This is a genomic window from Halopseudomonas sp. Lyrl_26 (genome assembly GCF_051948695.1).
Lineage (GTDB): Bacteria > Pseudomonadota > Gammaproteobacteria > Pseudomonadales > Pseudomonadaceae > Halopseudomonas > Halopseudomonas formosensis.
Genome location: NZ_JAYJLH010000005.1, coordinates 96,282 through 120,899 on the forward strand (window position 1 = coordinate 96,282; position 24,618 = coordinate 120,899).

Below are 24,618 nucleotides of genomic sequence, written 5' to 3' on the forward strand. Positions count from 1 at the left end.
TTGCATCCTCTGACAGGATGTCTCTGTGAGCCCTGTACGTCATTGCGCAGGGTTCCCTGTTTGTTATGACAGTCGATATTAAGTAAGGCAGCCGGTGACGTCCAGTTATCGGCGCCGCAGGTAGCCGGTCAGCGCCAGGTTGACCACCAGGACCAGCAGGCTGCCAGCGACCACGGCGGGCCATCCGGCCAGTCTCCAGAAGGGGGCGAGATAGTAGATCCCCACTGCGGCGCCCAGATAGTAGAACACCGAATACAGCGATGAGGCGCTCGCCTTGGCGTGGGTGGCGTTCTGGTTGATCCAGCTGTTGGCCAGGGAGTGGGTCAGGAAGAAGCCGAAGGAGTTGAGCAGCAGGCCACCGATGATCAGCCACAGCGGACTGGTCAGGGTCACCAGGCAGCCCAGGGCAAAGATCAGTATGCCCGTGGCCATGCCGAGGGTCGCGCGCTCGGCGCCCACGCGGCCGGACAGACTGGAGGAGAAGGTGCCGGCCAGATAGGTGAGAAACAGCATGCCCAGGCTGCTGGCGCCCAGCTGCCAGGGCTCCCCGCTTAGGCGGAAGGTGACGAAGGTGTACAGGTTGATGAACACCATGAAGTTGAGCCCGCCGACCAGATAGGCCGGCAGCAGCGCCCGGTTGCCGAGGTGGCTGGCGAAGTTGCGCAGCGTGCCACTGAGGGACAGGGGCTGGGCACTGAAGCCCCGGGCCGGTGGCAGCAGCACGAGAACCACCAGAGTGCACAGCAGACTGGAGGCGCCGATGATCAGGAACACCGCGTCGAGGCTGACATGATCGGCGATGAAGCCGCCCAGCAGGCGCCCGCCGGCGCCGCCCACGGTGTTGCCGCCGATGTACAGCCCCACGGCGCTGATCAGCGCACCGCGCTGCATGCTGTCGCCGAGATAGGCGATGGCGGTGGCGGGCAATACACCCAGCGCAATGCCCAGCAGTGCCCGCAGCCACAGCAGGGTGGTGAAACTGTCGCTGAAGGCGATGCACAGGGTCAGCACGCTGGTGCAGGCCATGCCGATGATCAGCGGTGCCCGGCGACCGAAGGCATCCGACAGCGGGCCCAGTATCAGCAGAGAGAGCCCCAGCGTGAGGCTGGTGAGGGTGAAGGCATTACTGGCCCGCAGGGTGCTGACCTGATACTGCTCGGCAATCAGTGGCAGCAGCGGGTGTATCGCGTAGAGATTGCCGAAGATCACCAGCGAGGCCAGCACCAGGCCCAGGCTGGCACGCCGGAAAGCAGGCGTGCCCCGGGCAATCAGCTCCGGGGCGGGTGGCTCGCCGGACATCAGTTCATTCGTTCTCTTCGAAGGCGCACAGGGTGAAGGTGGCGATCCCTGCGTCCTGGATCAGGCGGCTCCCGCCCAGATCCGGCAGGTCGATAATGGCAGCGGCCTCGTAGACCTGCGCACCGAGCTGGTCCACCAGCTGCGCGGCGGCGAGGAAAGTACCACCGGTGGCGATCAGGTCATCCACCAGCAGCACCTGGGCGCCTTCGGTGAGGGCATCGCGATGCACTTCGATGCGTGCCTCGCCGTACTCGGTGCTGTAGGCGGCGCTGACGCAGTCGGCGGGGAGCTTGCCGGCCTTGCGGAACAGCACCAGAGGCTTGTTCAGCTCGTAGGCCAGCACGGACCCGAGCAGGAAACCGCGGGCATCGATGGCGCCGATATGAGTGACCGGCGATTCGACGTAGCGCTGGATCAGGCTGTCGGTGACCATGCGTACAGCCCGGGGAGACTGGTACAGGGGGGTGATGTCACGAAAGGTCACGCCGTCCCGGGGAAAGCCCGGTACCGGGCGAATCAGGGATTTGATCGTGAACTCGTCAAAAATCATGGGTTGTGTTCCTGGTCTGTTTACTCGGTCTGGCCACCGGCCAGCGCACAGAGCTGAATATAGTCGAGGATCTCGATCTGCTTGCCCTCGGCGGTGATCAGGCCCTGCTGCTGAAAACGGGTGAATACGCGGGACACGGTTTCCACCGCCAGGCCCAGGTAGTTGCCGATCTCGTTACGCGACATGGCCAGGCGGAAGGCGCGGGCCGAATAGCCCCGCGCACGGAAGCGGGCGGACAGGTTGATCAGCAGGGTGGCTATGCGCTGATCGGCATTCTTGCGCGACAGCAGCAGCATCATTTCCTGATCCTCGCGCAGCTCGCGGCTCATCAGGCGCATCAGCTGTTTGCGCAGCTGCGGCAGCACGGCCGTCAGTTCATCCAGATTGTCGAAGGGAATCTCGCAGACCGAGGTGGTTTCCAGCGCCACTGCGGTAACAGTGTAACGCTCGGTGTCCATGCCGGACATGCCGATCAGCTCACCGGCCAGGTGGAAGCCGGTGATCTGCTCATCGCCCTCATCGGACAGACCATAGGTCTTGATGGCCCCGCTGCGCAGGGCAAAGATGGAGCAGAACTCGTCGCCCTGACGGAACAGGACATCGCCCTTGCGCAGCGGGCGACCACGCTTGACGATGCGGTCCAGCGCGTCGATCTCATCGGCATGCAGGGAGATCGGCAGACACATGCACGCCAGACTGCAGTCCTTGCAATGGGCTTCACGCTGAAGCAGGTTTGTGGCATTGGACATCGTGACTAGGATCCTCATGGCGACGGCGTGACCGGCTCCCTGGCGCACGCTCGAGGGCTGAATGAAAAATCATTCTAACACTCCTGCCGGCTCAGTGCGCCAGATGCGAGCCGGTGGACGCGTGAAGGCCGCCTGCCAGCCAGGCGGTATGGGGGCCGGGAATGGTCCACACGCCGAACAGGATGATTAGCACGGCAGCGGCTATCCGCACCGCACGGCGCCGCAGCAGGGTGGTCAGACGATGGGCCAGCAGGCCGGTCGCCATCAGCGTCGGTAGAGTGCCCAGGCCGAAGGTCGCCATAAGTGCGGCGGACAGCCCTGCCTGGCCCTGGCTGCTGGCCCAGACCAGAGTGCTGTAGACCAGCCCGCAGGGCAGCCAGCCCCAGAGCGCACCCAGCAGCACCGCCTGGGGCATTCGGGTGACCGGCAGCAGTCGGCGTGCCATGGGCTCGATATGCTTCCACAGCCCACGCCCCAGCCGCTCCAGGCGGGTCAGGCCGGACCACCAGTTGGCCAGATACAGCCCCATGGCAATCATCAGCAGACCGGCCAGGGTGCGCAGCAGAGGACCCAGTCCCAGATCCTGAATCAACCAACCGATACTCCCGAGCAGGGCGCCGGCGATGCTGTAGCTGGTGATGCGGCCCAGGTTATAGCCCAGCAGGACCCGCCACAGGGGCCAGCCGCGGCGCTGCTGCGCGGGAATGGCCATGGTCAGCGCGCCCATGAGGCCACCGCACATGCCGATACAATGACCGCCGCCGAGCAGGCCCAGAGCCAGGGCGGTGAAGAAGAGCGGAATCAGTTCCATCGTCAGCGCGGTTCGTCCGGCGGGTTGCGGCGGGGGATGGTCGCCTCGGGATCGGCCGGCTCGTCCGACGGGGGCAGCGGCTCCTCGTCATCGAACAGGATGCTGTGGGCCGGGCCGTCGAGGTCGTCGTACTGGCCGCTGTTGACCGCCCAGTTGAACACCAGAATGGCAATGCCCACCAGAACTATGGCAACGGGCACGAGAATGTAGAGTACGGTCATGCTGTCTGCTCCTGTAACGTGGGGCCGGTGGCCTGATGCCGACGGCGGCGCAGGCGAGCCAGTCGCAGGGCGTTCAGGACCACCAGCAGCGAGCTGGCGGACATGCCGGCGGCGGCCAGGGCGGGGCCGATCAGGCCGAGGGCGGCCAGCGGCAGTACCCCGAAATTATAGGCGCTGGCCCAGAACAGGTTCTGCACCATGACCCGCCGGGTACGCCGGGCCACATCGAAGGTTTCGTCGAGGACCTGCAGGTGGCTGCTGAGCAGCACCGCATCGGCGCTGGTCTTGGCCAGATCCGAGGCATCACCCATGGCCACCGAGATATCGGCGCTGGCCAGTACCGGCACGTCGTTGACTCCATCGCCCAGCATCAGCACCCGGGCTCCGCGGTTCTGCTGTTGCTGCACGAAGGCCAGCTTGTCCGACGGCGTGGCGTTGCCGATGGCCTCGCTGATGCCCAGCTCGGCGGCCATGCGCTCCACCACCGGGGCATGGTCGCCGGACAGCAGCACCACGCGCATGCCCCGGCGTTTCAGAGCATCGATCAGGGCACCGGCATCGCTGCGCAGGCGATCGTTGAGCACGAACCAGGCGATGGGGCCGGTCTGGTCGCCCAGCAGCAGCCACTGTCCGGCGTCGTTCGGTACCGCCGGCGCTGCCCAGCTACCCAGTTCGGCGACGAAGCCGGGTTTGCCGATGCGCAGCAGACGCCCGTCGCAGCGGCCCTGCAGGCCCAGGCCCGGGTGGTTGGTGACTTCCTCGGCCTGCTGGGCACTGCGGCCGAAGGCCCGCGCTATGGGGTGTTCGGAGCAGGACTCGATCATGCGTGCGTGCTGCAATGCCTGATCCGCATCCTGCCCGGGGAAGGGCTCGACGCGCTCCAGCGTCATGCGCCCCTCGGTCAGGGTGCCGGTCTTGTCCAGGATCACGGTGTCGATGTGGTTCAGCACTTCCAGCACGTGGCCACGGGTGACCAGCAGGCCCAGCTTGTGCAGACTGCCGGTGGCGGTGGTCAGGGCCGTCGGGGTGGCCAGGGACAGGGCGCAGGGGCAGGCGGCAACCAGCATGGCGATGATGATCCAGAACGCCCGCTCACCGCCCTCCAGCCACCACCAGGCGGCGCCGACCATGACCACGGCCAGCAGCACTATCAGCAGGAAATACTGGGCCACGCGGTCGGCCAGGCGCGCCAGTCGGGGCTTCTCCGACTGGGCGCGTTCCAGCAGCCGTACTATGGCCGACAGTCGGGTCTGCTCGCCGATGGCGCTGACGCGGATCTGCAGGGGGCCTTCCACGTTGAGGGTGCCGGCAGTGACCCGGTCCCCGGCCCGCTTGGCCAGCGGCAGATACTCGCCGGACAGGGCGGATTCGTCGATGCTGCTGACGCCCTGGACTATGGTGCCGTCGGCGGGGATGCTCTCGCCCGGCTTGACCTCCAGCAGATCGCCTTCACGTACCTCTTCGAGCAGGATGCGCTCGGTGCCGCCGTCGACGGTCACCCTCAGGGTGCTGGGGGGCAGCAGGTTGACCAGGCGAGCAGTACTTTCCACGGTGCGCTGACGCGCCCGGCGTTCCAGGTAGCGCCCGGCCAGCAGGAAGAAGGCGAACATCACCACCGAGTCGAAATAGATCTCGCCGCGCCCGGTCAGGGTGGTCCAGATGCCGGCGACATAGGTGGCGCCAATGGCCAGGGACACCGACACATCCATGGTCAGCTGGCGGTTCTTCAGGTCGCGCCAGGCGCCGCGGAAGAAGGGTGTGCAGCTGTAGAGCACCACCGGGGTGGTCATCAGCAGCGCCGCCCAGCGCAGGGTGGCCGCCATTTCCGGGGTCATGTCCTGGTTGAAGCCGTCCCACAGGGCCATGGTGGCCATCATCACCTGCATGAACATCAGCCCGGCGAGACCGAGTCGGCGCAGGTGGCGGCGGTTTTCAGCGGCGATCTGGGCGCTGGCCCGGTCCGGTTCGTAGGGATGACCGATATAGCCGATGCGGCGGATCTCGGCGAGCAGGCTCGACAGCTTGCTGCGGTTGGTATCCCAGCTCAGGTTGAGCCGGTTGTTGCCCAGATTGAGGCTGGCTTCCCGGACACCGGGCATCTGCTTGAGGCGCCGTTCGATGAGCCAGCCGCAGGCCGCACAGCTGATGCCTTCGATCAGCAGCTGGATCTGCTGCTGATCGCCATCACTGCGTACATAGCGCTGTTGCACCTCGCTGCGGTCGAGCAGCTCGAGTTCGTCCTGCAGGGCCCGGGGCAGGGCTTCGGGATTGACCGAATGCTCGGTCCGGTGGCTGTAGTAGGACTCCAGTCCACCGCTGACGATGGCCTGGGCGACCGCTTCGCAACCGGGGCAGCACATGGCGCGGGGTGCGCCGAGAATGCTTACCTGCCAGGTCGAGCCGGCAGGAACCGGCTCGCCACAGTGGTAGCAGGGCAGAGGTTGGTTCATGGACTCAGCGGGAATCAAGCTGGTGTTGCTGACCCATTTCCAGAATCACTTCGCCGGTCAGCCTCCAGCCGTCCTCCCCCGGCAGGGCGGGGTCGCTCAGGTCGATGTAGTGGCGACCCTGGATGGTGAACTCCAGCTCGCCGGCATACTGGTTGCCGGAGAGCTGGCGCAGCTCGACGCTGCGGTCGCGTTCGGCATGGGTCGGCGACATGATATCCAGCAGCAGTCGGGGCGGCAGCGGATCGAGATCGCCGTCCAGCTCCAGACTGATCCCGCCGGTGACGTCATCGATGCTGAAGCTGGCGGACAGGTTCAGATCCCGGGCCCGGTGGTCCCGTCCCATGTGCATGTTGATGGCACGGCCTTCCTTGTAGTAGTTGTCACGTACCATGCTGTCGGGGTTGAGCAGCGATACGTAGACCAGCCCCAGCCCGATCACCACGGCAAACACCAGAATGCCGATCAGGAACCAGGGCCAGAACTGCTTGTACCAGGGTGGAATACCGTTTTGTTGCTGCATTGCTTTACCTCAGGGTCGGGCCCATGAAGCGGCTTTCGGAACGGGCCGATATGCCCTCATCATCAACCGCGGTTACAACGAAGGTGATGGGCATGTTGGTGCCCTGCATGTATTCGGGAGCCAGCTGGACGTTGACCGGCACCTGCAGCAGGCTGCTGGGCTCGACGGTCAGGCGACTGGCCTGCATTTCCAGGCTGAGCTGCGGATGGCCCTCCACCGACAGGTTGAAGGTGCGCGGCTCCTGGCCCTTGTTCATGACCTTGATTATGTACACGTTTTCGATGTTGCCGCCACGGGCTTCCCGATACAGGACATTTCGGTCACGCTGCACGTCCAGGGCGACCTGGGCCATATTGCTCAGGGTGACGATGAACATGCCGATCATGATGGCCAGCGCCGCCCCGTAGCCGATCAGGCGCGGACGCAGGACACGGGTCTTCTGCCCGGCCATGTTGTGTTCGGTGGTATAGCGGATCAGCCCCCGCTCGTAACCCATCTTGTCCATGACCTCGTCACAGGCATCGATACAGGCGGCGCACTGGATGCATTCGAACTGCAGACCGTCACGGATGTCGATGCCGGTGGGGCAGACCTGCACGCACATGGTGCAGTCGATGCAGTCACCCAGACCCAGCTCGGCCGGATCCACCCCTTTCTTGCGCGGACCCCGGGCTTCGCCGCGGTTGTAATCGTAGGTCACCACCATGGTGTCCTTGTCGAACATCACGCTCTGGAAGCGCGCGTAGGGGCACATGTAGAAGCACACCTGTTCGCGCAGCCAGCCCGCGTTGATGTAGGTCGCCGCGGTGAAGAAGAACAGCCAGAAGGCCGCCCAGGGGTTCAGGTTCAAGGTGAACAGGTCCACCACCAGGCCGCGGATCGGGGTGAAATAGCCGACGAAGGTCAGTGCCGTGGCCAGCGAGACGGCCAGCCACAGGGCGTGCTTGGCGCTGCGGCGCAGCAGCTTGTTGGCGCTCATGGGCGCGGCGTCCAGCTTGATGCGGGCGTTGCGCTCGCCCTCGGTCACCCGCTCGGCCCACATGAAGATCCAGGTCCAGACGGTCTGCGGGCAGGTGTAACCGCACCAGATACGGCCGGCGAAGGTGGTGATGAAGAACAGGCCGAAAGCGCAGATGATCAGCAGGAAGGACAGCAGGAAGAAGTCCTGGGGCTGGAAGGTTGCGCCGAAGATGTGGAACTGGCGGGCCGGCAGATCCCACAGGACCGCCTGACGATCACCCACATTCAGCCAGGCGGTGCCAAAGAACAGCAGAAACAGGAACGCCACACCAGCCAGACGGATGTTCTTGAAGAAGCCCTTGTATGACCGCGTGTGAATAGCCTCACGCTTGGAATACAGGTCTATGCCTTCATTCTTGTCGGTGGTGACATCTTTGACGGGAATCTTATCGCTCATATCAGGCTGCCATTTGATTATGAAGGAGGGTGAGTCTGGCCATGGCAGGTCAGGATCGAGGGGCCCAAAACGGGCTCCGCCCGGTCAGGATATCCCGACCGGGCGGAGTAGACCATGCGACAGGGGGTCGCGTGGCTGTTACTTGTCTTCCAGCGAGAGGCTGTAGACGTAGGCCGCCAGCATGTGCAGCTTGTCGTCACCCAGGTGGGCCTGGGAGGGCATGTTGCCGTTACGACCGGCACGGATGGTGTGCTCGACCTGCATGGTGCTGGAGCCGTACAGCCAGACATCATCGGTCAGATTGGGAGCACCCAGCAGGTGGTTGCCCTTGCCCTCGGGACCGTGACAGGCCACGCAGTTGGTAGCAAAGATCTGCTTGCCGCGCTCCAGATCGGCACCTTCAGTCTCCAGCCCGGACAGGCTGCGGACATAGGCGGCAGTGGCGCGTACGCCGTCTTCACCGATCACCGGCAGCCAGGCGGCCATGGTCGCCTGACGGCCCTGACGCAGGGTGGTCAGGATCTGCTCGGGCTCACCGCCCCACAGCCAGTCATTGTCGGTCAGGTCGGGGAAGCCGAAGGCGCCCCGAGCGTCCGAACCGTGGCAAACCGAGCAGTTGGTAGCGAACAGGCGCTGACCGATGCGGCGAGCCTCTTCATCACGTGCCACGTCGGCAATCGACATGTCGCGGTACTTGGCGTAGATCGGCTCGAAGCGGGCTTCGGCGCGCTCTACTTCACGCTCGTACTGATTTACCTGGGTCCAGCCCAGCACGCCGGGGAACTTGCCCATGCCCGGATACAGGATCAGGTAGATGACAGTGAACACCAGGGTGGCGACGAACAGCATGAACCACCAGCGGGGCAGGGGGTTGTCATACTCTTCGATGCCGTCATAGGCATGGCCCATGGTCTGGGTGGTCTGGTCCGGCTTCTGGCCCTTGCGCGTGGCAAACAGCAGCCAGGTGATCAGCACCAGGAAGACAACGGTAAGTACAATGATGTACCAGCTCCAGAAATTACTCATTTTCTTTACTCCGGGTATCTTTCTGCTCGCGCGTTAGCTGGTCTTTATCGTCGTCGGCGAAGGGAAGCTGGGCTGCCTCATCGAAGTCCTTCTTCTTGTAGGCGCTGTAAGCCCATATCACGATGCCGATAAAGGCCACCATCGCGAAGATGGTGGCTATGCCGCGGAGAGTGTTGATGTCCATGTTTACTTACCGGCGGTCTGAGATGACGGTACCGAGGTGCTGCAGGTAGGCAATCAGGGCGTCAATCTCGCTCACGCCGCGAACAGCCTCACGGGCACCTGCAATATCTTCATCGGTATAGGGAACGCCCAGCTTGCGCATCACTTCCATCTTGCGGGCAGTGTGCTTGCCGTCCAGCACGTTCTCCTGCAGCCAGGGGTAGGCAGGCATCTTGGACTCGGGCACCACGTCACGCGGGTTGATCAGGTGAGCGCGGTGCCAGTCGTCGGAGTAACGCTCGCCAACGCGGGCCAGATCCGGACCGGTACGCTTGGAGCCCCACAGGAAGGGGTGTTCCCAGACGCTTTCACCGGCAACGGAGTAGTGACCGTAACGCTCGGTTTCCGAACGGAACGGACGGATCATCTGCGAGTGGCAGCTGACGCAGCCTTCGCGGATATAGATGTCACGGCCTTCCAGCTCCACCGCGGTGTAGGGGCGCAGGCCCTCGACCGGCTGGGTGGTCTCATCCTGGAAGAACAGCGGAACGATCTGGGTCAGGCCGCCGAAGCTGATCGCAACCACGATCAGCACGATCATCAGGCCTATGTTCTTTTCAACTAGCTCGTGTCGTTTCATCGATCATAATCCTCAGGCGATCTGGGCGGCAGCTTGGGCTTCAGCCGGCTTGGAGGCACGGATGGTGCGCCAGGAGTTGTAGCCCATCAGCAGCATGCCGATCACGAAGAACAGGCCACCGATCATGCGGACGATATAACCCGGGTGGCTGGCTTCCAGTGCCTCGACGAAGGAGTAGGTGAGGGTGCCGTCCACGTTGACTGCGCGCCACATCAGGCCCTGGGTAATACCGTTGACCCACATGGATACGATGTACAGCACGGTACCGATGGTAGCCAGCCAGAAGTGGGCGTTGATCAGGCCGATGCTGTGCATCTGCTCGCGACCGAAGGCCTTGGGCAGCATGTGGTAGACCGCACCGATGGAGATCATGGCAACCCAGCCCAGAGCGCCGGCGTGTACGTGGCCAATGGTCCAGTCGGTGTAGTGCGACAGGGCGTTCACGGTCTTGATGGCCATCATCGGACCTTCGAAGGTGGACATGCCGTAGAAGGCCAGAGCTACCACCAGGAAGCGCAGGATGGGGTCGGTGCGCAGTTTGTGCCAGGCGCCGGACAGGGTCATCATCCCGTTGATCATGCCGCCCCAGCTCGGAGCCAGCAGGATCAGCGACATCACCATGCCCAAGGTCTGAGCCCAGTCAGGCAGCGCGGTGTAGTGCAGGTGGTGCGGGCCGGCCCAGATGTACAGACCGATCAGTGCCCAGAAGTGCACGATGGACAGGCGGTAGGAGTAAACCGGACGCTCGGTCTGCTTGGGCACGAAGTAGTACATCATGCCGAGGAAGCCTGCGGTCAGGAAGAAGCCCACAGCGTTGTGACCGTACCACCACTGGACCATGGCGTCGGTGGCACCGGCGTACATGGAGTAGGACTTGAACAGGCTGACCGGCATCGCCATGTTGTTGACGATGTGCAGCACCGCAATGGTGATGATGAAGGCGCCGTAGAACCAGTTGGCCACGTAGATGTGCTTCATCTTGCGCTTCATGACGGTGCCGAAGAAGACCACGGCATAGGCCACCCAGACAGCGGTGATCAGCAGGTCGATCGGCCATTCCAGCTCGGCGTACTCCTTGGTGCTGGTCAGACCCAGGGGCAGGGTGATGACAGCAGCCACGATGACGGCCTGCCAGCCCCAGAACACGAAGGAGGCAAGACTGTCGGAGAACAGGCGGGTCTGGCTCGTGCGCTGCACGACATAGAAGGATGTACCCATCAGGGCACAACCGCCGAAGGCGAAGATCACTGCGTTGGTGTGCAGCGGACGCAGGCGTCCGAAGCTGGTCCAGGGCAGATCGAAGTTGAGGGCGGGCCAAACCAGCTGTGCAGCCAGAAAGACGCCCAGAGCCATACCGATGATACCCCAGACCACCGTCATGACGGCGAACTGACGTACCACCTTGTAGTTATAGGCTGTCGGAGTGGTAGCTGTGCTCATGCGAGAGATTCCCACGGATAGCAAAGGTTAAAGGGGGTCAAAGCGGCCGCAGTATGGGAAAAGCCCCCACTGATTGCAATGACACATGTCAATGTAATGGCCGGCCCGGGGGGAGTTCAGACGGAGCCTGCCCGAAAGGCAGGTACTGGGAAAGGTTGCGCCGGTTTGTATGCGCTGGCAACAACAGCTCCGCGGCTTGGTTCCGTATGGCCTCCGCAGGCCGGATTACCGGTGCACGCAAGGATAAGCCTCCGCGGCAGCGCTGTGAAGGGTAGGTTCCCGAGGTGGCTGTGGCATGATGTCGCAGTTGCTCTGGATCAAGGCGGTGCGACACTGGTGCTGATCCACTTCCGCGCAACAGGTGCTAACCGATTGATTACAGAGGAAGCAATGACGGCAGACGGGCTGAGGCTACTGGAAACGCGACCACCAGGCAAGCCGCTGGCGCAGCTGATGCTGGCCCATGGCGCCGGCGCACCCATGGACAGCGACTTCATGAATCTGCTCAGCCAGGCGCTGGCGAGACAGGGGCTGGCGGTACTGCGTTTCGAGTTCCCGTACATGGCCGAGCGCCGTGCCTCGGGGACCCGCCGGCCGCCGGACCGCATGCCGGTACTGTTGGACAGTTATCGGGCGTACCTGACTGAACGGCCCGACGTCTGCGCGCCGCTGTTCATCGGCGGCAAGTCGATGGGAGGGCGGGTCGCCAGTCTGCTGGCTGACGAGGTGCAACCCGCCGGGCTGGTCTGCTTCGGTTATCCCTTCCACCCACCGGGCAAACCGGAGCGGACCCGCACCGCGCACCTTGAACAGCTGGCGACGCCCGCGCTGATTCTTCAGGGCACCCGTGATCCCTTCGGTCGTCCCGAGGAGGTCGACGGCTATGCGCTGTCTGCCCGGATCCGGGTGCACTGGCTGGAGAGCGGCGACCATGACTTCAAGCCGCTCAGACGCAGCGGGCTGACCCAGCAGCAGCTGATCGATCAGGCTGCCCTGCGGGTCGCCGACTTCATCCGGGATCAGCTCGACTGCATCAGCGCCTGAGGCAGAAGGCCCGCGCTCAGGCTGCCCCAGTGACGGCCGTTGACCACCAGCGGCACGAACTGCACGAAGATGACGGTATCGGTACCGGGCAGCACGAAGGTGCCGAGGCTGACGTACTTGCACTTGTTGAGGTTCTCCAGCTCTATCTTGCTGGGCACCACGAAGCGCTTGAAGTTGCTCTTTACCGCATCCACGCGGGGATCACCGGTTTCCGGCTGGGAGGCGGCACTGCGACTGACCGCCATGTAACCGTGGTCATCCACCGGCACTATATAAAGGATGCCGTCGCGCCCCTGATTATCCCACTTGTCCAGCAGCGGCTGGATGCGCGCGCGTGCGGCGTCCGCCCAGCTGACATCGTGCTTGGGTGGGTTGGTCCCCGGGATCGGCTTGTAGCGGCGGTCGAAGATGTCCACGCCGCTGGCCTGCAGGGCCGCCAGTTCCTGCTCGATTTCCGCTCGATGCCCCATCAGCCGGTCAGTGACCGCTTCCAGCTGGCCATTGCCCAGGCGGAACAGGCTGAGGGTCTGCAGGACCAGGTTGCTGTCATCGCGCTGGCGGTCGGCCAGTACGAAATTCTGTTCCATGTTGGCGCTGATACTGCGGCTGCTGTCGCGAATGGCGATACTGTGCTGATGGGTCTCCTGGTTACCCACCGCCAGCTCCTCCAGGGCACTGCTGACCATCAGCAGGTCGTCGTTGCACTGCTGGAAGTCGCCGACCATCTGGCCGAACTGATCCGCCGCATTGCGCACCGCCTCACCCGCTTCCCCGGACTGCTGCTGCATCTCGCGGGCCTGCTGTTCGGCACCGCTCACGGCGCCGAACATCTGCTCCATCAGCTCGCCAATCTGATCAGCGGCAGCACCCACCTGAATCGACAGGCTGCGTACCTCATCGGCCACCACGGCGAAGCCGCGGCCCTGCTCACCGGCTCGGGCCGCCTCGATCGCGGCATTCAGGGCCAGCATGTTGGTCTGTGCGGAAAAGTTCTGCACCGTACCGAGAATCTTGCGGATCTCCCCCGAGGTGGCCTCCAGTGCCTCCATGCTGCCCTGGAAACCATTCATGACGCCGCTGATCTGCTCCATGTGCCGGCAGGCCTGGGTCAGCTGAATCTGCGAGGCGCGGGCGGCGTCCAGGTTGCGTGAGGTCATGGCAGAGATATTGCTGGTGCGCGCACTGATATCCTGCAAGGCGCTGCTGGTCTGCTCGCTCGCCTGAAATATCAGTTCCGACAGGTCCTCCTGGGTGCGAGCGGCGCTGGCTGTGCGCTCGGCCAGCACGCGGTTCTTGGCCGAGTCCAGGGCAATGCGCAGGTTGTGCTGCTGCAGGCCGAGCAGCATATCCCGCAGGCGCTCGCTGAAGGCGGCAAAGGCGGTATCCCGGGTCTCCTCGGCTGCCGCCGGTGACAGGTCCAGCTGCACGGAATCGATCTGGGTGAAGCCCGCCCGCCCGCGTGGTTCGAGCTGACCGGGTTGGTCGTGCAGAAGCACAAGCGCTCCTGCGCCCAGGGCCAGCGCCACCAGGCGCAGCCCGAGTTCGGCATGCCAGGCGAGCAGGGCGCTCAGGGCAATGATGACAAGCGCAAGCAGCAGACGATGCTGGCCCCAGTGACGCTGCGGAGCTGCGGCCATTTGGTTCTGGGTGATTGTTATGTTCTGCATGGCTTCCTCGGATAAGGGTGTGAATCCCTGTTGTTATCCATTGCTGGGGATGTCCGAATTCTTATCGGCAACACCTTTGCAGACTGAAGGGCATGATGTCGCAGTGCAATACACTTTTGCATCAGATTGCCATTACGAATGCTGCTGTATCAATCGAGTCATGGTGGCTCATGGGTGGGACATCAGGGTGCCCCTGCAACGGCTGTGTGCTTACCCGTCGCGGGTCGGGCGTGGCCATTGGATGGGCGAGGCAGTAGCATGGTGGGGTTCCTAGCAATCTTGGATGTGCCTTTATATGAATCCGATCGACCGCACTGCCATCGAGCAGGCACTTAGCAGTTATCAGGACCCTTATCTGAAGACCGATCTGCTGACCGCAGGTTGCCTGCGGTCGCTGGATATCGATGGCGACCGGGTGAGCGTCTCCCTGCGGCTGAACTACGCTGCGGGCCGGATCGTCGGTGGTATCGGTCAGATGCTGACCGTGGCCCTGGAAAACGTACCGGGTGTAGAGTCGGCCAGGGTGCAGGTGGATTGGGAAGTCCGCTCGGCACCGACCCAGGGCAATATTCCCGGGCTGGCCAATGTGAAGAACATCATTGCCGTTGCCTCGGGCAAGGGTGGTGTGGGCAAATCCACCACCTCGGTCAATCTGGCGCTGGCGCTGGCCGGGGAGGGCGCCCGGGTCGGGGTGCTGGATGCGGACATCTATGGTCCCAGCATGGGATTGATGCTGGGCGTGCCGGCGGGCACCCGGCCCGGCGTCAAGGAAGAGAAGTGGTTTGTGCCACCCCGTGCCCACGGGGTCCAGGTCATGACCATGGCCTTTCTCGCCGATGACAAGACGCCCATGGCCTGGCGTGGTCCCATGGCCTCCGGCGCGTTGCTGCAGCTGCTGACCCAGACCGCCTGGGATGATCTGGACTACCTGATTGTCGACATGCCCCCCGGCACCGGGGACCTGCAGCTGACCCTGGCGCAGAAGGCGCCGGTGACCGGCTCGGTGATAGTGACCACACCCCAGGACATTGCCCTGCTCGACGCCCGCAAGGGTATCGAGATGTTCCGCAAGGTCAACATCCCCGTACTCGGCGTGGTGGAGAACATGGCCGTGCATATCTGCTCCAACTGCGGGCATGCCGAGCACCTGTTCGGCGAGGGTGGCGGTGTACGTCTGGCCGACGAGTACGGTGTCGAGCTGCTGGGTTCCATGCCGCTGTCCCTGACCATCCGGGAGCAGGCCGACGGCGGCAGGCCGACGGTGATCGCCGAGCCGGAATCCCAGCTCAGTCTGCTGTATCAGGACATGGCCCGGCATGTGGCTGCCCGGGTCAGCGCGCTCGCCGCTGGTGGGGCTGCACCTGTCATCAGCATCAGTGACGACTGAGAGCCTGCGGCCGTCTCGGCGTGCTCCGGCTGCGCCGAGGCTTCAGTGTGACGCCAATAACCGGTAATATGCTGGGTCTTTTTCAACCCCCTGGATCAGGATTCACCCATGGCTATCAAATCGGACCGCTGGATACGTCAGATGTCGCAGGATCACGGCATGATCGAACCCTTTGTCGAGCGCCAGATACGTGGCAGCGAGAACCAGCGGGTAATTTCCTACGGGGTATCCAGCTACGGCTACGATGTGCGCTGTGCTGACGAGTTCAAGGTGTTCACCAACATCCACTCGGCCACCGTGGATCCCAAGCACTTCGACGAGAAGAGCTTCGTCGACGTCAAGAGCGACGTCTGCATCATTCCGCCGAACTCCTTCGCCCTGGCGCGCACGGTGGAATATTTCCGCATCCCGCGCAATGTGCTGACCATCTGCCTGGGCAAGAGCACCTACGCCCGCTGCGGTATCATTGTCAACGTCACCCCGCTGGAACCGGAGTGGGAAGGCCATGTGACCCTGGAGTTCTCCAACACCACCACGCTGCCGGCCAAGATCTACGCCAACGAGGGTGTGGCACAGATGCTGTTCTTCGAATCCGACGAGCAGTGCGAGGTGTCGTACAAGGATCGGGGTGGCAAGTATCAGGGCCAGCGCGGCGTCACCCTGCCGCGGGCCTGATGATCAGGCCGTACCCGGGCGGGTACGGCCGGCTGATCAGAACGAGCGGGATACCGAGAAGGTCACATTGGAGTCGCAGGAACTGCGGCTCTGGTAGGGGCAGTCGCTGCCCAGATCGGTATCGCTGTACATCAGGGCCAGGTCGAGACCCAGCACGGTCTTGCTCAGGGTCACCGCCCAGTCAGCGTACTTTTCATCCCCGCTCACGCCATCCAGCGGATCCTTGGTATCGGTCAGGCCGTAGTGCAGGCCCAGAACCATCTCCAGCGGCAGGTCGAAGCCGTAGTCGATGTAGGTGTACAGGCCCACACCCGGATCATAGGCGTACTTGGCGCCCACGGTCAGCGCCTTGTAGCTGAGGCTGGCCAGCAGCTCCTCGACAGTCGCGTCGCTGTTTTTCGGGTAGGTATAGGTCGCCCATTGCAGGTCGTAGCTCAGATCGTCGGTGATGGCATTGCCGAAACCGACGTAGTAGTCGACCTCGACACTCGACCCGCCGAAGTCCTCCGAATCCACGTTCGAGGCCCAGGTGCCGATGTACAGACCGCTCTCGTGGGCGATATCCAGACCGCCCTGGATGGCGCCGGCACCATCGGTCTGCGATTGACCCCGCCAGATGTAGTCGGTGGCGAGGGTCACGTTCATGCTGGTTTCTATCGTGCCGATGGCTGTATCGAAGGACTCGGCCTGAGTCTGAGCGCACAGAGCGAGGCCGCAGGCAGCGGGGATCAGAAACGATTTCTTCATGGGGTGACTCCATTCTGTTGGTTGGCACAATACCCTATGCATACAGCTTGCCAAGTCTGAAAGTCCTTTATATTCAATTGGTTGAAGGTGCAAATGCGGTCAGGGGCGAAAACCCGTGCCTGTTTCCGGTGCGCTCGGTTCGCGCTTCGCTCGGGCGGTGCACTGTATTGATGCAGGTCAAATGCAGCCGGGGCGGTTAAGGGCTATGCTCAATACGAACCTCAACGAACATAAGGGAGTGGCTATGCACAACGTACTGGTTCCATTCGATGGGTCGGCGTCGGCCAAGCGGGCAGTGCAGTATCTGGTCGACTTTTCCAAGGTCTATCCGGACATTCAGGTGCATCTGCTGAACGTTCAGCGGGAACCGAATCTGTATGGCAACTATGTGCCCGCCAGCATGCTGGATGATCTGCGCAAGGGGGCCATACAACACGCGGAGAAGGTCAACCGGGAAGCCGCGCTGCTGCTCGAGCAGGCCGGCATCAGTCACCAGAGCCATGTGGCGGTGGGCGACGTGGTGACCGAGGTGGTAGCGGCGGTCAAGCGGCTCGGCTGCAACACCGTGGTCATGGGTACCCGCGGCATGGGCAGCCTGGGCAATCTGGTGATGGGCTCGGTGGCTACCCGCGTGGTGCACGATGTGCCAGTACCGGTGCTGCTGGTGAAGTGATCCGCTGAATAAATGCAACATTTCGCGCCTCGCCTGGTCAGATTTTCTGCAACCGACAAAGAGGAGGCAGAATCATGAGCAGCACCAAAGACAAGGTGAAAGGCAAGGCCAACGAAGTTGCCGGTCGAGTCAAACAGGCAAGCAGCAAACCCAGCACCCGCGCCGAAGGGCGTATGCAGGAGCGCAAGGGTGAAGCCCAGCAGGTGAAGGGCAAGGTAAAGGACAGCCTCAAGGATCGGATAGACAAAGCCTGATCCAGGGGTAACAAAAGGCCGGCGTTCAGCCGGCCTTTTTTTATGGCAGTGATACAATCCGCGTTCACCTCCGGCTGTAACCCATGGGTAACGGAATGCACGCAGAGAAAGAACGTATAGTCATTGTCGAAGACGATGCCAAACTGGCGGCACTGATCGGTGAGTTCCTGCGGTCTCAGGACCTGGATGTCGAACTCATCGAAGATGGCAGCCGTGCGGTCGGCACCATTCTGGCCAACCCCCCGGCACTGGTGGTGCTGGACCTCATGCTCCCCGGCGTGGACGGATTGTCGGTCTGCCGCAAGTTGCGCGAGGCGGGTTTCAGCCGGCCGATCCTGATGCTCACCGCCCGCAGCGACGATCAGGATCACATTCGCGGACTGGAGCTGGGGGCGGACGATTTCGTCAACAAGCCGGTACGCCCCCAGGTGCTGCTGGCGCGGATACGCGCCCTGTTGCGGCGCGTGGAGAGCGACAGCAGCGAACGACCGGCGACGCGCCTCACCTTCGGCGACCTGGTGATCGACAACAGCCGCCGCGAGGCCTGGCTCAGCGGTCAGCTCATCGACCTGACCGGGGCCGAATTCGATCTGCTCTGGCTGCTGGCCAGCAATGCCGGACGGATTCTCAGTCGCGAGGAAACCTTCGTTGCCCTGCGCGGTATCGAATACGACGGCCAGGACCGTTCCATCGACGTACGCATTTCCCGAATCCGGCCCAAGATCGGCGATGACCCGGACATGCCGCGGCTGATCAAGACCGTACGCAGCAAGGGCTATCTGTTCGTCGCGCCCGAGCAGGACGACGCGTGAACTCGATATTTCTGCGCATCTATGGCGGCATGCTGCTGGTGCTGATCGCCGTGCTGCTGGGTGCGCTGCTGGTCATTCAGCAGATCAACGGCATACGCGCCGAGGACTACCGGGAGCGTATCGCCAGCGGGACCTTCCGCCTGATGGCCGACAACCTGCGACCGATGGAAGTCTCCGAGCGGCGCCAGGTAATGAATGTCTGGCAGCGCCTGCTGGGCGTACCTCTGGAGATTCACGAACTGGGGGCGCTACAACTGGACTCCTCGAGCTGGTCCCGCCTGCTGCAGGGGGCCGTTCTGGTCAGGCCCACCGAGCCGGATGAAGTGCGGGTCATGGCCCTGGTGGACCCGCGCAGCGAGGCAGTGCTGGTGGCCGACATCCAGCGCGTCTCCGAACAGCTCGGGCGGGCCACCCTGTTCCTGATCTCCGACGAGCTGGTGCGCTATCCGGCCGCCGACATGCCAGCCAGATTGCAGCAGCTGCGTCGCGAGAAGGGGTTCGGCTACCCGCTGCAGCTGATGCAGGTCCGCGAGTCGGGGCTGGATCAGGACCAGCTGCGCCGGCTGGATGAGAGCGATACGGTCATGGCGTTGGGACCGGATGGCGATTCCATTCTGCTGTATCTGAAGATTCCCGGCACCGAGTGGATACTGCAGCTCGGCCCCCTGTACCAGATGAGCCTGTATCCACCCCAGCTGCTGCTGGCGGTAGGCCTGCTGGCACTGATGCTGATCGGCATGCTGATCTATCTGCTGGTTCATCAGCTGGAGCAGCGTTTGCGAACCCTTGAGGCCGCCGCAGTGAATATCAGTAACGGTAATCTGGATTACCGGGTGGGTATCGACAGCCAGGACTCGGTGGGGCGGCTGGCGCGGGCATTCAACGAGATGGCCGGGCACCTGCAGCGCCTGATGCGCATCCAGCGTGAGACCCTGGGCGCGGTATCCCATGAGTTGCGCACGCCCGTGGCCCGCCTGCGCTTCGGGCTGGAGATGCTGGAAACAGCAGCGTCACCTGCGGACAGAAAGCGCTTTATCGAGGGTATGGATGGTGATCTCACCGAACTGGATCGACTGGTGGACGAGATCCTCACCTATGCACGACTCGAGCAGGGCGCGCCAGCCATCATCATGAAGGGCACCAATGTTCCGCGCATGGTGGAGCAGGTGATCGGCGAACTGGCTCCCCTCAATGCGAGGATCGCACTTGAGCACGTGGACCAGTCCTGGGGGCTCGGGCGGCATGTAGACGCCGAGCCGAGGTACCTGCAGCGGGCTCTCACCAACCTCATCAGCAATGCCATGCGGCATGCCGAAAGCCAGGTGCGGGTGACCACCCGGGTGCAGCACGGCATGTGTCGGGTATCGGTGGAGGACGACGGGCCGGGTATCCCCGAAGCTTATCGGGAAAAGGTGTTCACGCCCTTCATGCGCATGGACATGAGTCGGACGCGGGCCTCGGGGGGGTATGGGCTGGGGTTGTCGATCGTACGGCGGATCATGTTCTGGCACAGTGGTCGGGCCCGGATCGAGGACTCGCAGGCCCTGGGCGGGGCCTGCTTCGTCATCGAGTGGCCTTTGCGGCGGCGCTGATCGGTCAGCGGCTGTGGCCGTTGACCAGCAGGCGGAAGGCCTGAGCAGCCCGCTCTGGTTCCGGCGTGCGACCACAGATCAGGTCGCAGTAGATGGCGCCCTCACCGATACGGATGATGTAGTAGGCCAGACTGTTGGCATCCATCTCCGGATTGATGCGACCGGCCTTGATCTCCTCGTTGAACAGGGCTTCCCATTCATCGATCAGCCGCTGCTGCAGACCCGACACGTTGGAGGTCAGCAGTTGCAGCCCCCACTGGGGTTCGGCGGCGAGGAAGTCGTGCATGGGCCTGGCATTGATCAGAGCGACGTTGACGTCGTTGTAGATCTGCCCGAGAAAGTCGATGCCGCGCTCAGGGTGATCCTGCCGGGCCTTCTCTATCGCCTGATCGTAGATTCCCTTGTACAGCGACCAGAGAATCTCCCCCATCAACAGATCCTTGTTGCCTACCCATCGCATCAGCGTGGCACGGCCGATGCCCAGTTCCTCTGCCAGCAGCGACAGATTCAGTCGGCGACCTTCGAGCCACCAACGGCGTGCCATGCGAAAGGCGGTGAGCGGAGTGGCGCGCTCCTCGGCCTTGCTTTTGGACAGGGCCATGGACAGGGGGGTTTGTTGAGTACTCATCTGATTAGGCCTTCAATATTGTTTTCTCATGGCATAGTAGCGAAATGATACCGAGGTGGAAAGTGTCCCGTGCATTGGCAAGGGCGACAACGACTGTACGGTCACTGCGGCAGTTTAATCAGTGAGTCAGAATTGTAAACAGCGAAGCGGTGAAGCAATGCCTTCAGCCGAACGCAAAAGGGCCGACTGCCCGGGAGCAGTCGGCCCTTTTCAGACACGCGCAGGCGTCTAGTTGATGCCTTTGCGGCGAACGTCCCAGTTCCTGTCAGAGCACAGACCGCAATTGCTGCCATAGAAGGTGCTTTCGGCGTTCTGGTCTTCCATCAGGTGATAACGCAGCCAGGCAGTCGAAGGGCCCCGGTAGCCACCGGCATTACCCACGGGCTCGAAATGCCCGGCACCGCGCAGCTCGCCCCAGAACACCGGAACGTTGGCGTTGTTGTAGACCGGCAGGGCGTTGAGCGTCGGCGAGGCGATGGTGTCGCTGCCACCGGTCATCAGGAACATGGGGCCGCTCTGGTTGCGCTGCGAGGAGCGGTCATGCCCCAAGCCCAGGGTATAGGGCTGGAAGGGAGCGGAGACGGTCACCCGACTGTCCTGGCCGGCCATGATGCTGCCGCCGCCACCCTGCGAGTGCCCGGCAGTGGCGACGCGGTTGACGTCCAGCTTGCCGGCGAAGGTGCCGGTGCTGCGCCCGTTTTCGGTGATCAGGTAGTTCAGGCAGGAGATCATTTCCTCGCCGGTGCCGGCGTTGGAGGTTCGTGCGGCGGCGACCACGAAACCGTGGCTGGCCCAGTGTTCCAGCAACCGGCCGTAGGTGCTCGGCGAGCCACCGGTGCCATTGCCCCAGAGAATGATCGGATGCTTGAGGCCATTCTCGCCCAGGGTGCGGGGCCGATAGACCGCGCAGGTGGTGTTGACGTTGCTGTTGGTGACCGAGAAGGGGCCGCTGGCGGCGAAATCGGATACCGCCGGGAAGCCGGTGCCTGGCGGTGTGCCCGGGTCCGGGTTGCCGGGGTTGACGGCAAGGGCGCTGGCAGACAGCAGCATACCCATGGCAATGCCGGTCAGCTTGATTGCAGGTGCTTTCATCTGTGGGATCTCTCTTCTTGTTTATCTTGTAGGGATAGCCCCCGGCAGCAGACCCACCGCTACAGCGCCAGGGTGAGACAGATCCTGAACAGATTTTTTATGCGAGACACTCGCCTATAAGGGTGGTTTTCGAGACATATCTGTATGTGAAGGGTGTCACATAAATTAGTGTCGTTTGCTGTCATAGTGCCATATGTGAGACGAGAAACCCCTCAGGCATCACCCCTGACTCAGCCTTGTGCCGGCGAACGGGCACTCACCCCTTCGAGGGTGGCGAAGGAGATGTCCTTGGCCGTGAGCAGGAAGTCCTGCATGTAGGGCATCTCCAGCATGTCCTCCCGGATTGCGGCATACAGGGTACCGAACAGGCCATCACGTCCCAGACGGCGGGCGCTGACATAGCCGCGCTGCAGATATTCGGTGATGGCCCAGTTCGGCAGGCAGCAGACCCCCCGACCCGAGGCTACCAGCTGCATCATCATGATGGTGAGCTCGGCATTGCGCACGGCGGCCGGCTCTATGCCGGCGGGATCGAGAAAGCGGCTGAAGATATCCAGCCGGTCACGTTCGACCGGATAGCAGATGAGGGTTTCCCCGGCCAGGTCCCCGGGCTCGACAAAGTTGCGGCTGCCCAGCGGGTGCTGGTTGCTGATGGCCAGTACGGCCTCGTAGGTGAACAGCGGGACATAGGTCAGGCCGCTGATGTCCTGTGGGTCGGAGGTAATGACCAGGTCCAGCTCACCGCGGGCCAGCGCGGGCAGGGGCGCGAAGAAGTGCCCGGAGGCAAAATCCACCTCCACCTCCGGCCACACATTGCGGAACTGGTCTATGGTCGGCATCAGCCACTGGAAACAGCTGTGGCACTCGATGGCCATGTGCAGTCGTCCAGCCTGGCCCCCAGCGAGTCGTTGCAGATCCCGTTCCGCCTGGCGGATCTGCGGCAGCACATTGTCGGCCAGCCGCAGCAGCCTCAGGCCGGCGCTGGTGAACTGCACCGGTCGGGTCTTGCGCAGGAACAGCGGAGCACCCAGGCGCTGCTCCAGATCCTTGAGCTGGTGGGACAGCGCGGACTGGGTCAGGTGCAGGCGCTCGGAGGCTTCCACCAGGCTGTCCGCCTCACGCAGGGTAACCAGAGTGCGCAGATGACGGAGCTCGAGCATGACGGTGTCCTTGTATATGAGTGGGATTGAAGTTTAACACGATGGTCGGTGAGTCTGTTTCAGTTACCAAGGGTGCTGGTGTCAGCCGCATGGCGGCGTTAGAGTAGCGCCCTTGTCACGCAGGGGGTGAACATGCTGGAACTGCTATTGCATTGCCGTCCGGGTTTCGAAGGTGAAGCCGCCACGGAAATACAGACACTGGCCGCGGAGCGGGGCGTCAATGGCTACGTCGTCACCCGCGATGGTGCCGCTGTGGTGCGCTTCGTCTGCCCCGCCGCCGGTGACGCCGAACGGCTGATGGGGGCGATAGATTTCCGCGAGCTGATCTTTGCCCGTCAGTGGGCCCTGGGCAGCTGGCTGGACGTATCCACCGAGGACCGTATCTCGCCGATCATCACCGCCTGCGCCAGCGGTCCCATTGCTTCCAGACTCTGGCTGGAAACTGCCGACACCAATGATGGCAAGGCCCTGGCCGCGCTGATCCGCAAGCTTGAGCGGCCATTGGAGAGTGCCCTGCTCAAGACCCGCTTCGTGCGACCCAAGCAGGTCGATGCGCCGCGTCTGCACGTGTTCCTGGAAAGCGGCCAGCGGATCTTCGTCGGCTGGTCCTGGGCGGACAACGCCGCCGCCTGGCCCATGGGTATCCCTCGGCTCAAGTTTCCCCGGGAAGCACCCAGCCGCTCGACACTGAAATTGGAGGAGGCCTGGCACCACTTCATCCCCCGGGAGGAGTGGGACAGCCGCCTGGCACCCGGCATGACCGCCGTCGACCTCGGCGCGGCGCCGGGCGGCTGGACCTGGCAGCTGGTCAATCGGCACATGAAGGTCACTGCGGTGGACAACGGTCCCATGGCTCGCAGCCTGATGGACAGCGGGCAGGTCGAGCATGTGCAGGCGGATGGTTACCTGTTCAAGCCGGCGCGGCCGGTGCAGTGGATGGTCTGCGACATTGTCGACAAGCCGGCCCGCAGCAGCGCGTTGCTGGCGCGCTGGCTGACCCGGGGCTGGTGCCGGGAGGCGATCATCAACTTCAAGTTGCCGATGAAGCAGCGTTACCGGGAGGTCATGCAGTGTCTGGCGCACGTGCAGGATGCACTGGATGCCGCCGACATCCGCGCCAGCATCGCCTGCAAGCAGCTGTATACCGACCGGGAGGAAGTGACCTGCCACGTCCGCGTGCTGCATGCGGGGAGCTACAAGGTGCAGTAGCGACGCGTCTCCGAGTGGACGGGCAGCAGCTCGTCCATCCCGCTGGCATCCCTTTCGGGATTTACCGATAATCCCGGCTCCGCAATACAGGAAATCCCCAGTACATGTCCGACACCCTGCCTACCCCCGATGCCCAGCTCGACGCCCGCGGCCTGTTCTGCCCGGAGCCGGTCATGATGCTGCACAACGCCGTGCGGGATCTGGAAGTCGGCCAGTGTCTCGAGGTGCTGGCCACCGATCCCTCCACCCAGCGGGATATTCCGCGCTTCTGCAGTTTCCTCGGTCACCAGCTGCTGCGCCAGCAGGAACTGGATGGCGAGTTCCATTACCTGATCCGCAAGGCCGGGTGATCCGCTGAGTCAGAAAGCTTTTTTGCGGTGACGATACCGCCGA

Annotated in this window: 26 protein-coding genes; 9 read left to right on the forward strand and 17 right to left on the reverse strand. The window is 63.2% G+C overall.

Going from position 1 to position 24,618, the window contains the following annotated elements; genetic code table 11:
- Positions 1–105: 105 nt before the first annotated feature.
- The 12 genes from VF673_RS08670 to ccoN form a co-directional block, all read right to left on the reverse strand.
- Positions 106–1,299, reverse strand: a complete 1,194-nt coding sequence (locus tag VF673_RS08670; protein ID WP_440291626.1) for an MFS transporter — start codon at positions 1,297–1,299, stop codon at positions 106–108.
- A 4-nt stretch (positions 1,300–1,303) separates the two neighbouring features.
- Entirely contained in the window at positions 1,304–1,849 is a 546-nt protein-coding gene (locus tag VF673_RS08675) for an adenine phosphoribosyltransferase (protein WP_440291627.1), read from the reverse strand.
- A gap of 20 nt (positions 1,850–1,869) precedes the next feature.
- On the reverse strand, positions 1,870–2,598 hold the full coding sequence (fnr, locus tag VF673_RS08680; protein WP_440291628.1) for a fumarate/nitrate reduction transcriptional regulator Fnr: 729 nt from the start codon (positions 2,596–2,598) through the stop codon (positions 1,870–1,872).
- Between the two features lie 91 nt (positions 2,599–2,689).
- Positions 2,690–3,409 carry a sulfite exporter TauE/SafE family protein gene (locus VF673_RS08685; protein WP_440291629.1) on the reverse strand — a complete coding sequence of 240 codons (720 nt, stop codon included), beginning with the start codon at positions 3,407–3,409 and terminating at the stop codon, positions 2,690–2,692.
- A 2-nt stretch (positions 3,410–3,411) separates the two neighbouring features.
- Positions 3,412–3,630 (reverse strand): cbb3-type cytochrome oxidase assembly protein CcoS, encoded by a 219-nt coding sequence (gene ccoS / locus VF673_RS08690; RefSeq protein ID WP_440291630.1) that lies wholly within the window; start codon positions 3,628–3,630, stop codon positions 3,412–3,414.
- Positions 3,627–6,080, reverse strand: coding sequence for a heavy metal translocating P-type ATPase (locus VF673_RS08695; RefSeq protein WP_440291631.1), 2,454 nt, complete (start codon positions 6,078–6,080; stop codon positions 3,627–3,629). Before VF673_RS08695 ends, ccoS begins: the two co-directional genes overlap by 4 nt.
- A gap of 4 nt (positions 6,081–6,084) precedes the next feature.
- Positions 6,085–6,600: a FixH family protein gene (locus VF673_RS08700; RefSeq protein WP_090537553.1), complete on the reverse strand. Its 516-nt coding sequence runs from the start codon at positions 6,598–6,600 to the stop codon at positions 6,085–6,087.
- Positions 6,601–6,604: 4 nt separating this feature from the next.
- Positions 6,605–8,017 (reverse strand): cytochrome c oxidase accessory protein CcoG, encoded by a 1,413-nt coding sequence (gene ccoG, locus VF673_RS08705; protein ID WP_090537551.1) that lies wholly within the window; start codon positions 8,015–8,017, stop codon positions 6,605–6,607.
- A 138-nt stretch (positions 8,018–8,155) separates the two neighbouring features.
- Positions 8,156–9,043, reverse strand: a complete 888-nt coding sequence (gene ccoP / locus VF673_RS08710) for a cytochrome-c oxidase, cbb3-type subunit III (protein WP_090537549.1) — start codon at positions 9,041–9,043, stop codon at positions 8,156–8,158.
- Positions 9,036–9,227: a cbb3-type cytochrome oxidase subunit 3 gene (locus tag VF673_RS08715; protein ID WP_090537547.1), complete on the reverse strand. Its 192-nt coding sequence runs from the start codon at positions 9,225–9,227 to the stop codon at positions 9,036–9,038. The genes ccoP and VF673_RS08715 overlap by 8 nt, the downstream gene beginning before the upstream one ends.
- 6 nt (positions 9,228–9,233) lie before the next feature.
- Positions 9,234–9,845, reverse strand: coding sequence for a cytochrome-c oxidase, cbb3-type subunit II (ccoO, locus tag VF673_RS08720; protein WP_440291632.1), 612 nt, complete (start codon positions 9,843–9,845; stop codon positions 9,234–9,236).
- Positions 9,846–9,857: 12 nt separating this feature from the next.
- Positions 9,858–11,285, reverse strand: a complete 1,428-nt coding sequence (gene ccoN, locus VF673_RS08725) for a cytochrome-c oxidase, cbb3-type subunit I (protein WP_440291633.1) — start codon at positions 11,283–11,285, stop codon at positions 9,858–9,860.
- 390 nt (positions 11,286–11,675) lie between these two features.
- On the opposite strand from ccoN, the gene VF673_RS08730 reads away from it, so the two are divergent.
- On the forward strand, positions 11,676–12,329 hold the full coding sequence (locus VF673_RS08730; RefSeq protein WP_440291634.1) for an alpha/beta family hydrolase: 654 nt from the start codon (positions 11,676–11,678) through the stop codon (positions 12,327–12,329).
- Here VF673_RS08730 and VF673_RS08735 read toward each other — a convergent pair.
- Positions 12,305–13,996: a methyl-accepting chemotaxis protein gene (locus VF673_RS08735; protein ID WP_440291635.1), complete on the reverse strand. Its 1,692-nt coding sequence runs from the start codon at positions 13,994–13,996 to the stop codon at positions 12,305–12,307. The two genes, VF673_RS08730 and VF673_RS08735, sit on opposite strands and share 25 nt — an antisense overlap.
- A 295-nt stretch (positions 13,997–14,291) precedes the next feature.
- On the opposite strand from VF673_RS08735, the gene apbC reads away from it, so the two are divergent.
- Together apbC and dcd are read left to right on the forward strand one after the other, a co-directional pair.
- Positions 14,292–15,383: an iron-sulfur cluster carrier protein ApbC gene (gene apbC / locus VF673_RS08740; protein WP_440291636.1), complete on the forward strand. Its 1,092-nt coding sequence runs from the start codon at positions 14,292–14,294 to the stop codon at positions 15,381–15,383.
- 108 nt (positions 15,384–15,491) lie between these two features.
- Positions 15,492–16,058: a dCTP deaminase gene (dcd, locus tag VF673_RS08745; protein WP_090537535.1), complete on the forward strand. Its 567-nt coding sequence runs from the start codon at positions 15,492–15,494 to the stop codon at positions 16,056–16,058.
- Positions 16,059–16,094: 36 nt separating this feature from the next.
- Here the strand turns inward: dcd and VF673_RS08750 are convergent, their stop codons facing one another.
- A complete protein-coding gene (locus tag VF673_RS08750) occupies positions 16,095–16,805 on the reverse strand; it encodes a TorF family putative porin (RefSeq protein ID WP_177197789.1) in 711 nt (236 codons plus the stop codon).
- 244 nt (positions 16,806–17,049) lie between these two features.
- On the opposite strand from VF673_RS08750, the gene VF673_RS08755 reads away from it, so the two are divergent.
- From VF673_RS08755 to VF673_RS08770, 4 genes are all read left to right on the forward strand, one after another.
- The gene (locus VF673_RS08755) at positions 17,050–17,478 is read left to right on the forward strand and encodes a universal stress protein (RefSeq protein ID WP_090537532.1); all 429 of its coding nucleotides are present in this window, start codon (positions 17,050–17,052) and stop codon (positions 17,476–17,478) included.
- Between the two features lie 74 nt (positions 17,479–17,552).
- Positions 17,553–17,732 carry a CsbD family protein gene (locus tag VF673_RS08760; protein WP_090537530.1) on the forward strand — a complete coding sequence of 60 codons (180 nt, stop codon included), beginning with the start codon at positions 17,553–17,555 and terminating at the stop codon, positions 17,730–17,732.
- A 95-nt stretch (positions 17,733–17,827) separates the two neighbouring features.
- Positions 17,828–18,544 (forward strand): response regulator transcription factor, encoded by a 717-nt coding sequence (locus VF673_RS08765; protein ID WP_090537528.1) that lies wholly within the window; start codon positions 17,828–17,830, stop codon positions 18,542–18,544.
- Complete coding sequence (locus VF673_RS08770; RefSeq protein WP_440291637.1) at positions 18,541–20,136, forward strand: ATP-binding protein; 1,596 nt, start codon at positions 18,541–18,543, stop codon at positions 20,134–20,136. Before VF673_RS08765 ends, VF673_RS08770 begins: the two co-directional genes overlap by 4 nt.
- Before the next feature lie 4 nt (positions 20,137–20,140).
- Here VF673_RS08770 and VF673_RS08775 read toward each other — a convergent pair whose 3' ends face one another.
- From VF673_RS08775 to VF673_RS08785, 3 genes are all read right to left on the reverse strand, one after another.
- Positions 20,141–20,764: a QsdR family transcriptional regulator gene (locus tag VF673_RS08775; protein WP_090537524.1), complete on the reverse strand. Its 624-nt coding sequence runs from the start codon at positions 20,762–20,764 to the stop codon at positions 20,141–20,143.
- A gap of 228 nt (positions 20,765–20,992) precedes the next feature.
- Positions 20,993–21,856 (reverse strand): alpha/beta hydrolase family protein, encoded by an 864-nt coding sequence (locus VF673_RS08780; RefSeq protein ID WP_090537522.1) that lies wholly within the window; start codon positions 21,854–21,856, stop codon positions 20,993–20,995.
- A gap of 230 nt (positions 21,857–22,086) precedes the next feature.
- Positions 22,087–23,016: a LysR family transcriptional regulator gene (locus VF673_RS08785; protein ID WP_440291638.1), complete on the reverse strand. Its 930-nt coding sequence runs from the start codon at positions 23,014–23,016 to the stop codon at positions 22,087–22,089.
- 132 nt (positions 23,017–23,148) lie between these two features.
- On the opposite strand from VF673_RS08785, the gene rlmM reads away from it, so the two are divergent.
- Together rlmM and tusA are read left to right on the forward strand one after the other, a co-directional pair.
- Complete coding sequence (gene rlmM, locus VF673_RS08790; RefSeq protein ID WP_440291639.1) at positions 23,149–24,225, forward strand: 23S rRNA (cytidine(2498)-2'-O)-methyltransferase RlmM; 1,077 nt, start codon at positions 23,149–23,151, stop codon at positions 24,223–24,225.
- A gap of 104 nt (positions 24,226–24,329) precedes the next feature.
- Positions 24,330–24,575 carry a sulfurtransferase TusA gene (tusA, locus tag VF673_RS08795; RefSeq protein WP_090537516.1) on the forward strand — a complete coding sequence of 82 codons (246 nt, stop codon included), beginning with the start codon at positions 24,330–24,332 and terminating at the stop codon, positions 24,573–24,575.
- Positions 24,576–24,618: the final 43 nt, after the last annotated feature.

Excerpts from the sequence above, each read along its gene's own strand:
- VF673_RS08670 (WP_440291626.1), bottom strand. The coding sequence starts at position 1,299 with ATGTCCGGCGAGCCACCCGCCCCGGAGCTGATTGCCCGGGGCACGCCT.
- VF673_RS08675 (WP_440291627.1), bottom strand. The coding sequence starts at position 1,849 with ATGATTTTTGACGAGTTCACGATCAAATCCCTGATTCGCCCGGTACCG.
- fnr (WP_440291628.1), bottom strand. The coding sequence starts at position 2,598 with ATGTCCAATGCCACAAACCTGCTTCAGCGTGAAGCCCATTGCAAGGAC.
- VF673_RS08685 (WP_440291629.1), bottom strand. The coding sequence starts at position 3,409 with ATGGAACTGATTCCGCTCTTCTTCACCGCCCTGGCTCTGGGCCTGCTC.
- ccoS (WP_440291630.1), bottom strand. The coding sequence starts at position 3,630 with ATGACCGTACTCTACATTCTCGTGCCCGTTGCCATAGTTCTGGTGGGC.
- VF673_RS08695 (WP_440291631.1), bottom strand. The coding sequence starts at position 6,080 with ATGAACCAACCTCTGCCCTGCTACCACTGTGGCGAGCCGGTTCCTGCC.
- VF673_RS08700 (WP_090537553.1), bottom strand. The coding sequence starts at position 6,600 with ATGCAGCAACAAAACGGTATTCCACCCTGGTACAAGCAGTTCTGGCCC.
- ccoG (WP_090537551.1), bottom strand. The coding sequence starts at position 8,017 with ATGAGCGATAAGATTCCCGTCAAAGATGTCACCACCGACAAGAATGAA.
- ccoP (WP_090537549.1), bottom strand. The coding sequence starts at position 9,043 with ATGAGTAATTTCTGGAGCTGGTACATCATTGTACTTACCGTTGTCTTC.
- VF673_RS08715 (WP_090537547.1), bottom strand. The coding sequence starts at position 9,227 with ATGGACATCAACACTCTCCGCGGCATAGCCACCATCTTCGCGATGGTG.
- ccoO (WP_440291632.1), bottom strand. The coding sequence starts at position 9,845 with ATGAAACGACACGAGCTAGTTGAAAAGAACATAGGCCTGATGATCGTG.
- ccoN (WP_440291633.1), bottom strand. The coding sequence starts at position 11,285 with ATGAGCACAGCTACCACTCCGACAGCCTATAACTACAAGGTGGTACGT.
- VF673_RS08730 (WP_440291634.1), top strand. The coding sequence starts at position 11,676 with ATGACGGCAGACGGGCTGAGGCTACTGGAAACGCGACCACCAGGCAAG.
- VF673_RS08735 (WP_440291635.1), bottom strand. The coding sequence starts at position 13,996 with ATGCAGAACATAACAATCACCCAGAACCAAATGGCCGCAGCTCCGCAG.
- apbC (WP_440291636.1), top strand. The coding sequence starts at position 14,292 with ATGAATCCGATCGACCGCACTGCCATCGAGCAGGCACTTAGCAGTTAT.
- dcd (WP_090537535.1), top strand. The coding sequence starts at position 15,492 with ATGGCTATCAAATCGGACCGCTGGATACGTCAGATGTCGCAGGATCAC.
- VF673_RS08750 (WP_177197789.1), bottom strand. The coding sequence starts at position 16,805 with ATGAAGAAATCGTTTCTGATCCCCGCTGCCTGCGGCCTCGCTCTGTGC.
- VF673_RS08755 (WP_090537532.1), top strand. The coding sequence starts at position 17,050 with ATGCACAACGTACTGGTTCCATTCGATGGGTCGGCGTCGGCCAAGCGG.
- VF673_RS08760 (WP_090537530.1), top strand. The coding sequence starts at position 17,553 with ATGAGCAGCACCAAAGACAAGGTGAAAGGCAAGGCCAACGAAGTTGCC.
- VF673_RS08765 (WP_090537528.1), top strand. The coding sequence starts at position 17,828 with ATGCACGCAGAGAAAGAACGTATAGTCATTGTCGAAGACGATGCCAAA.
- VF673_RS08775 (WP_090537524.1), bottom strand. The coding sequence starts at position 20,764 with ATGAGTACTCAACAAACCCCCCTGTCCATGGCCCTGTCCAAAAGCAAG.
- VF673_RS08780 (WP_090537522.1), bottom strand. The coding sequence starts at position 21,856 with ATGAAAGCACCTGCAATCAAGCTGACCGGCATTGCCATGGGTATGCTG.
- VF673_RS08785 (WP_440291638.1), bottom strand. The coding sequence starts at position 23,016 with ATGCTCGAGCTCCGTCATCTGCGCACTCTGGTTACCCTGCGTGAGGCG.
- rlmM (WP_440291639.1), top strand. The coding sequence starts at position 23,149 with ATGCTGGAACTGCTATTGCATTGCCGTCCGGGTTTCGAAGGTGAAGCC.
- tusA (WP_090537516.1), top strand. The coding sequence starts at position 24,330 with ATGTCCGACACCCTGCCTACCCCCGATGCCCAGCTCGACGCCCGCGGC.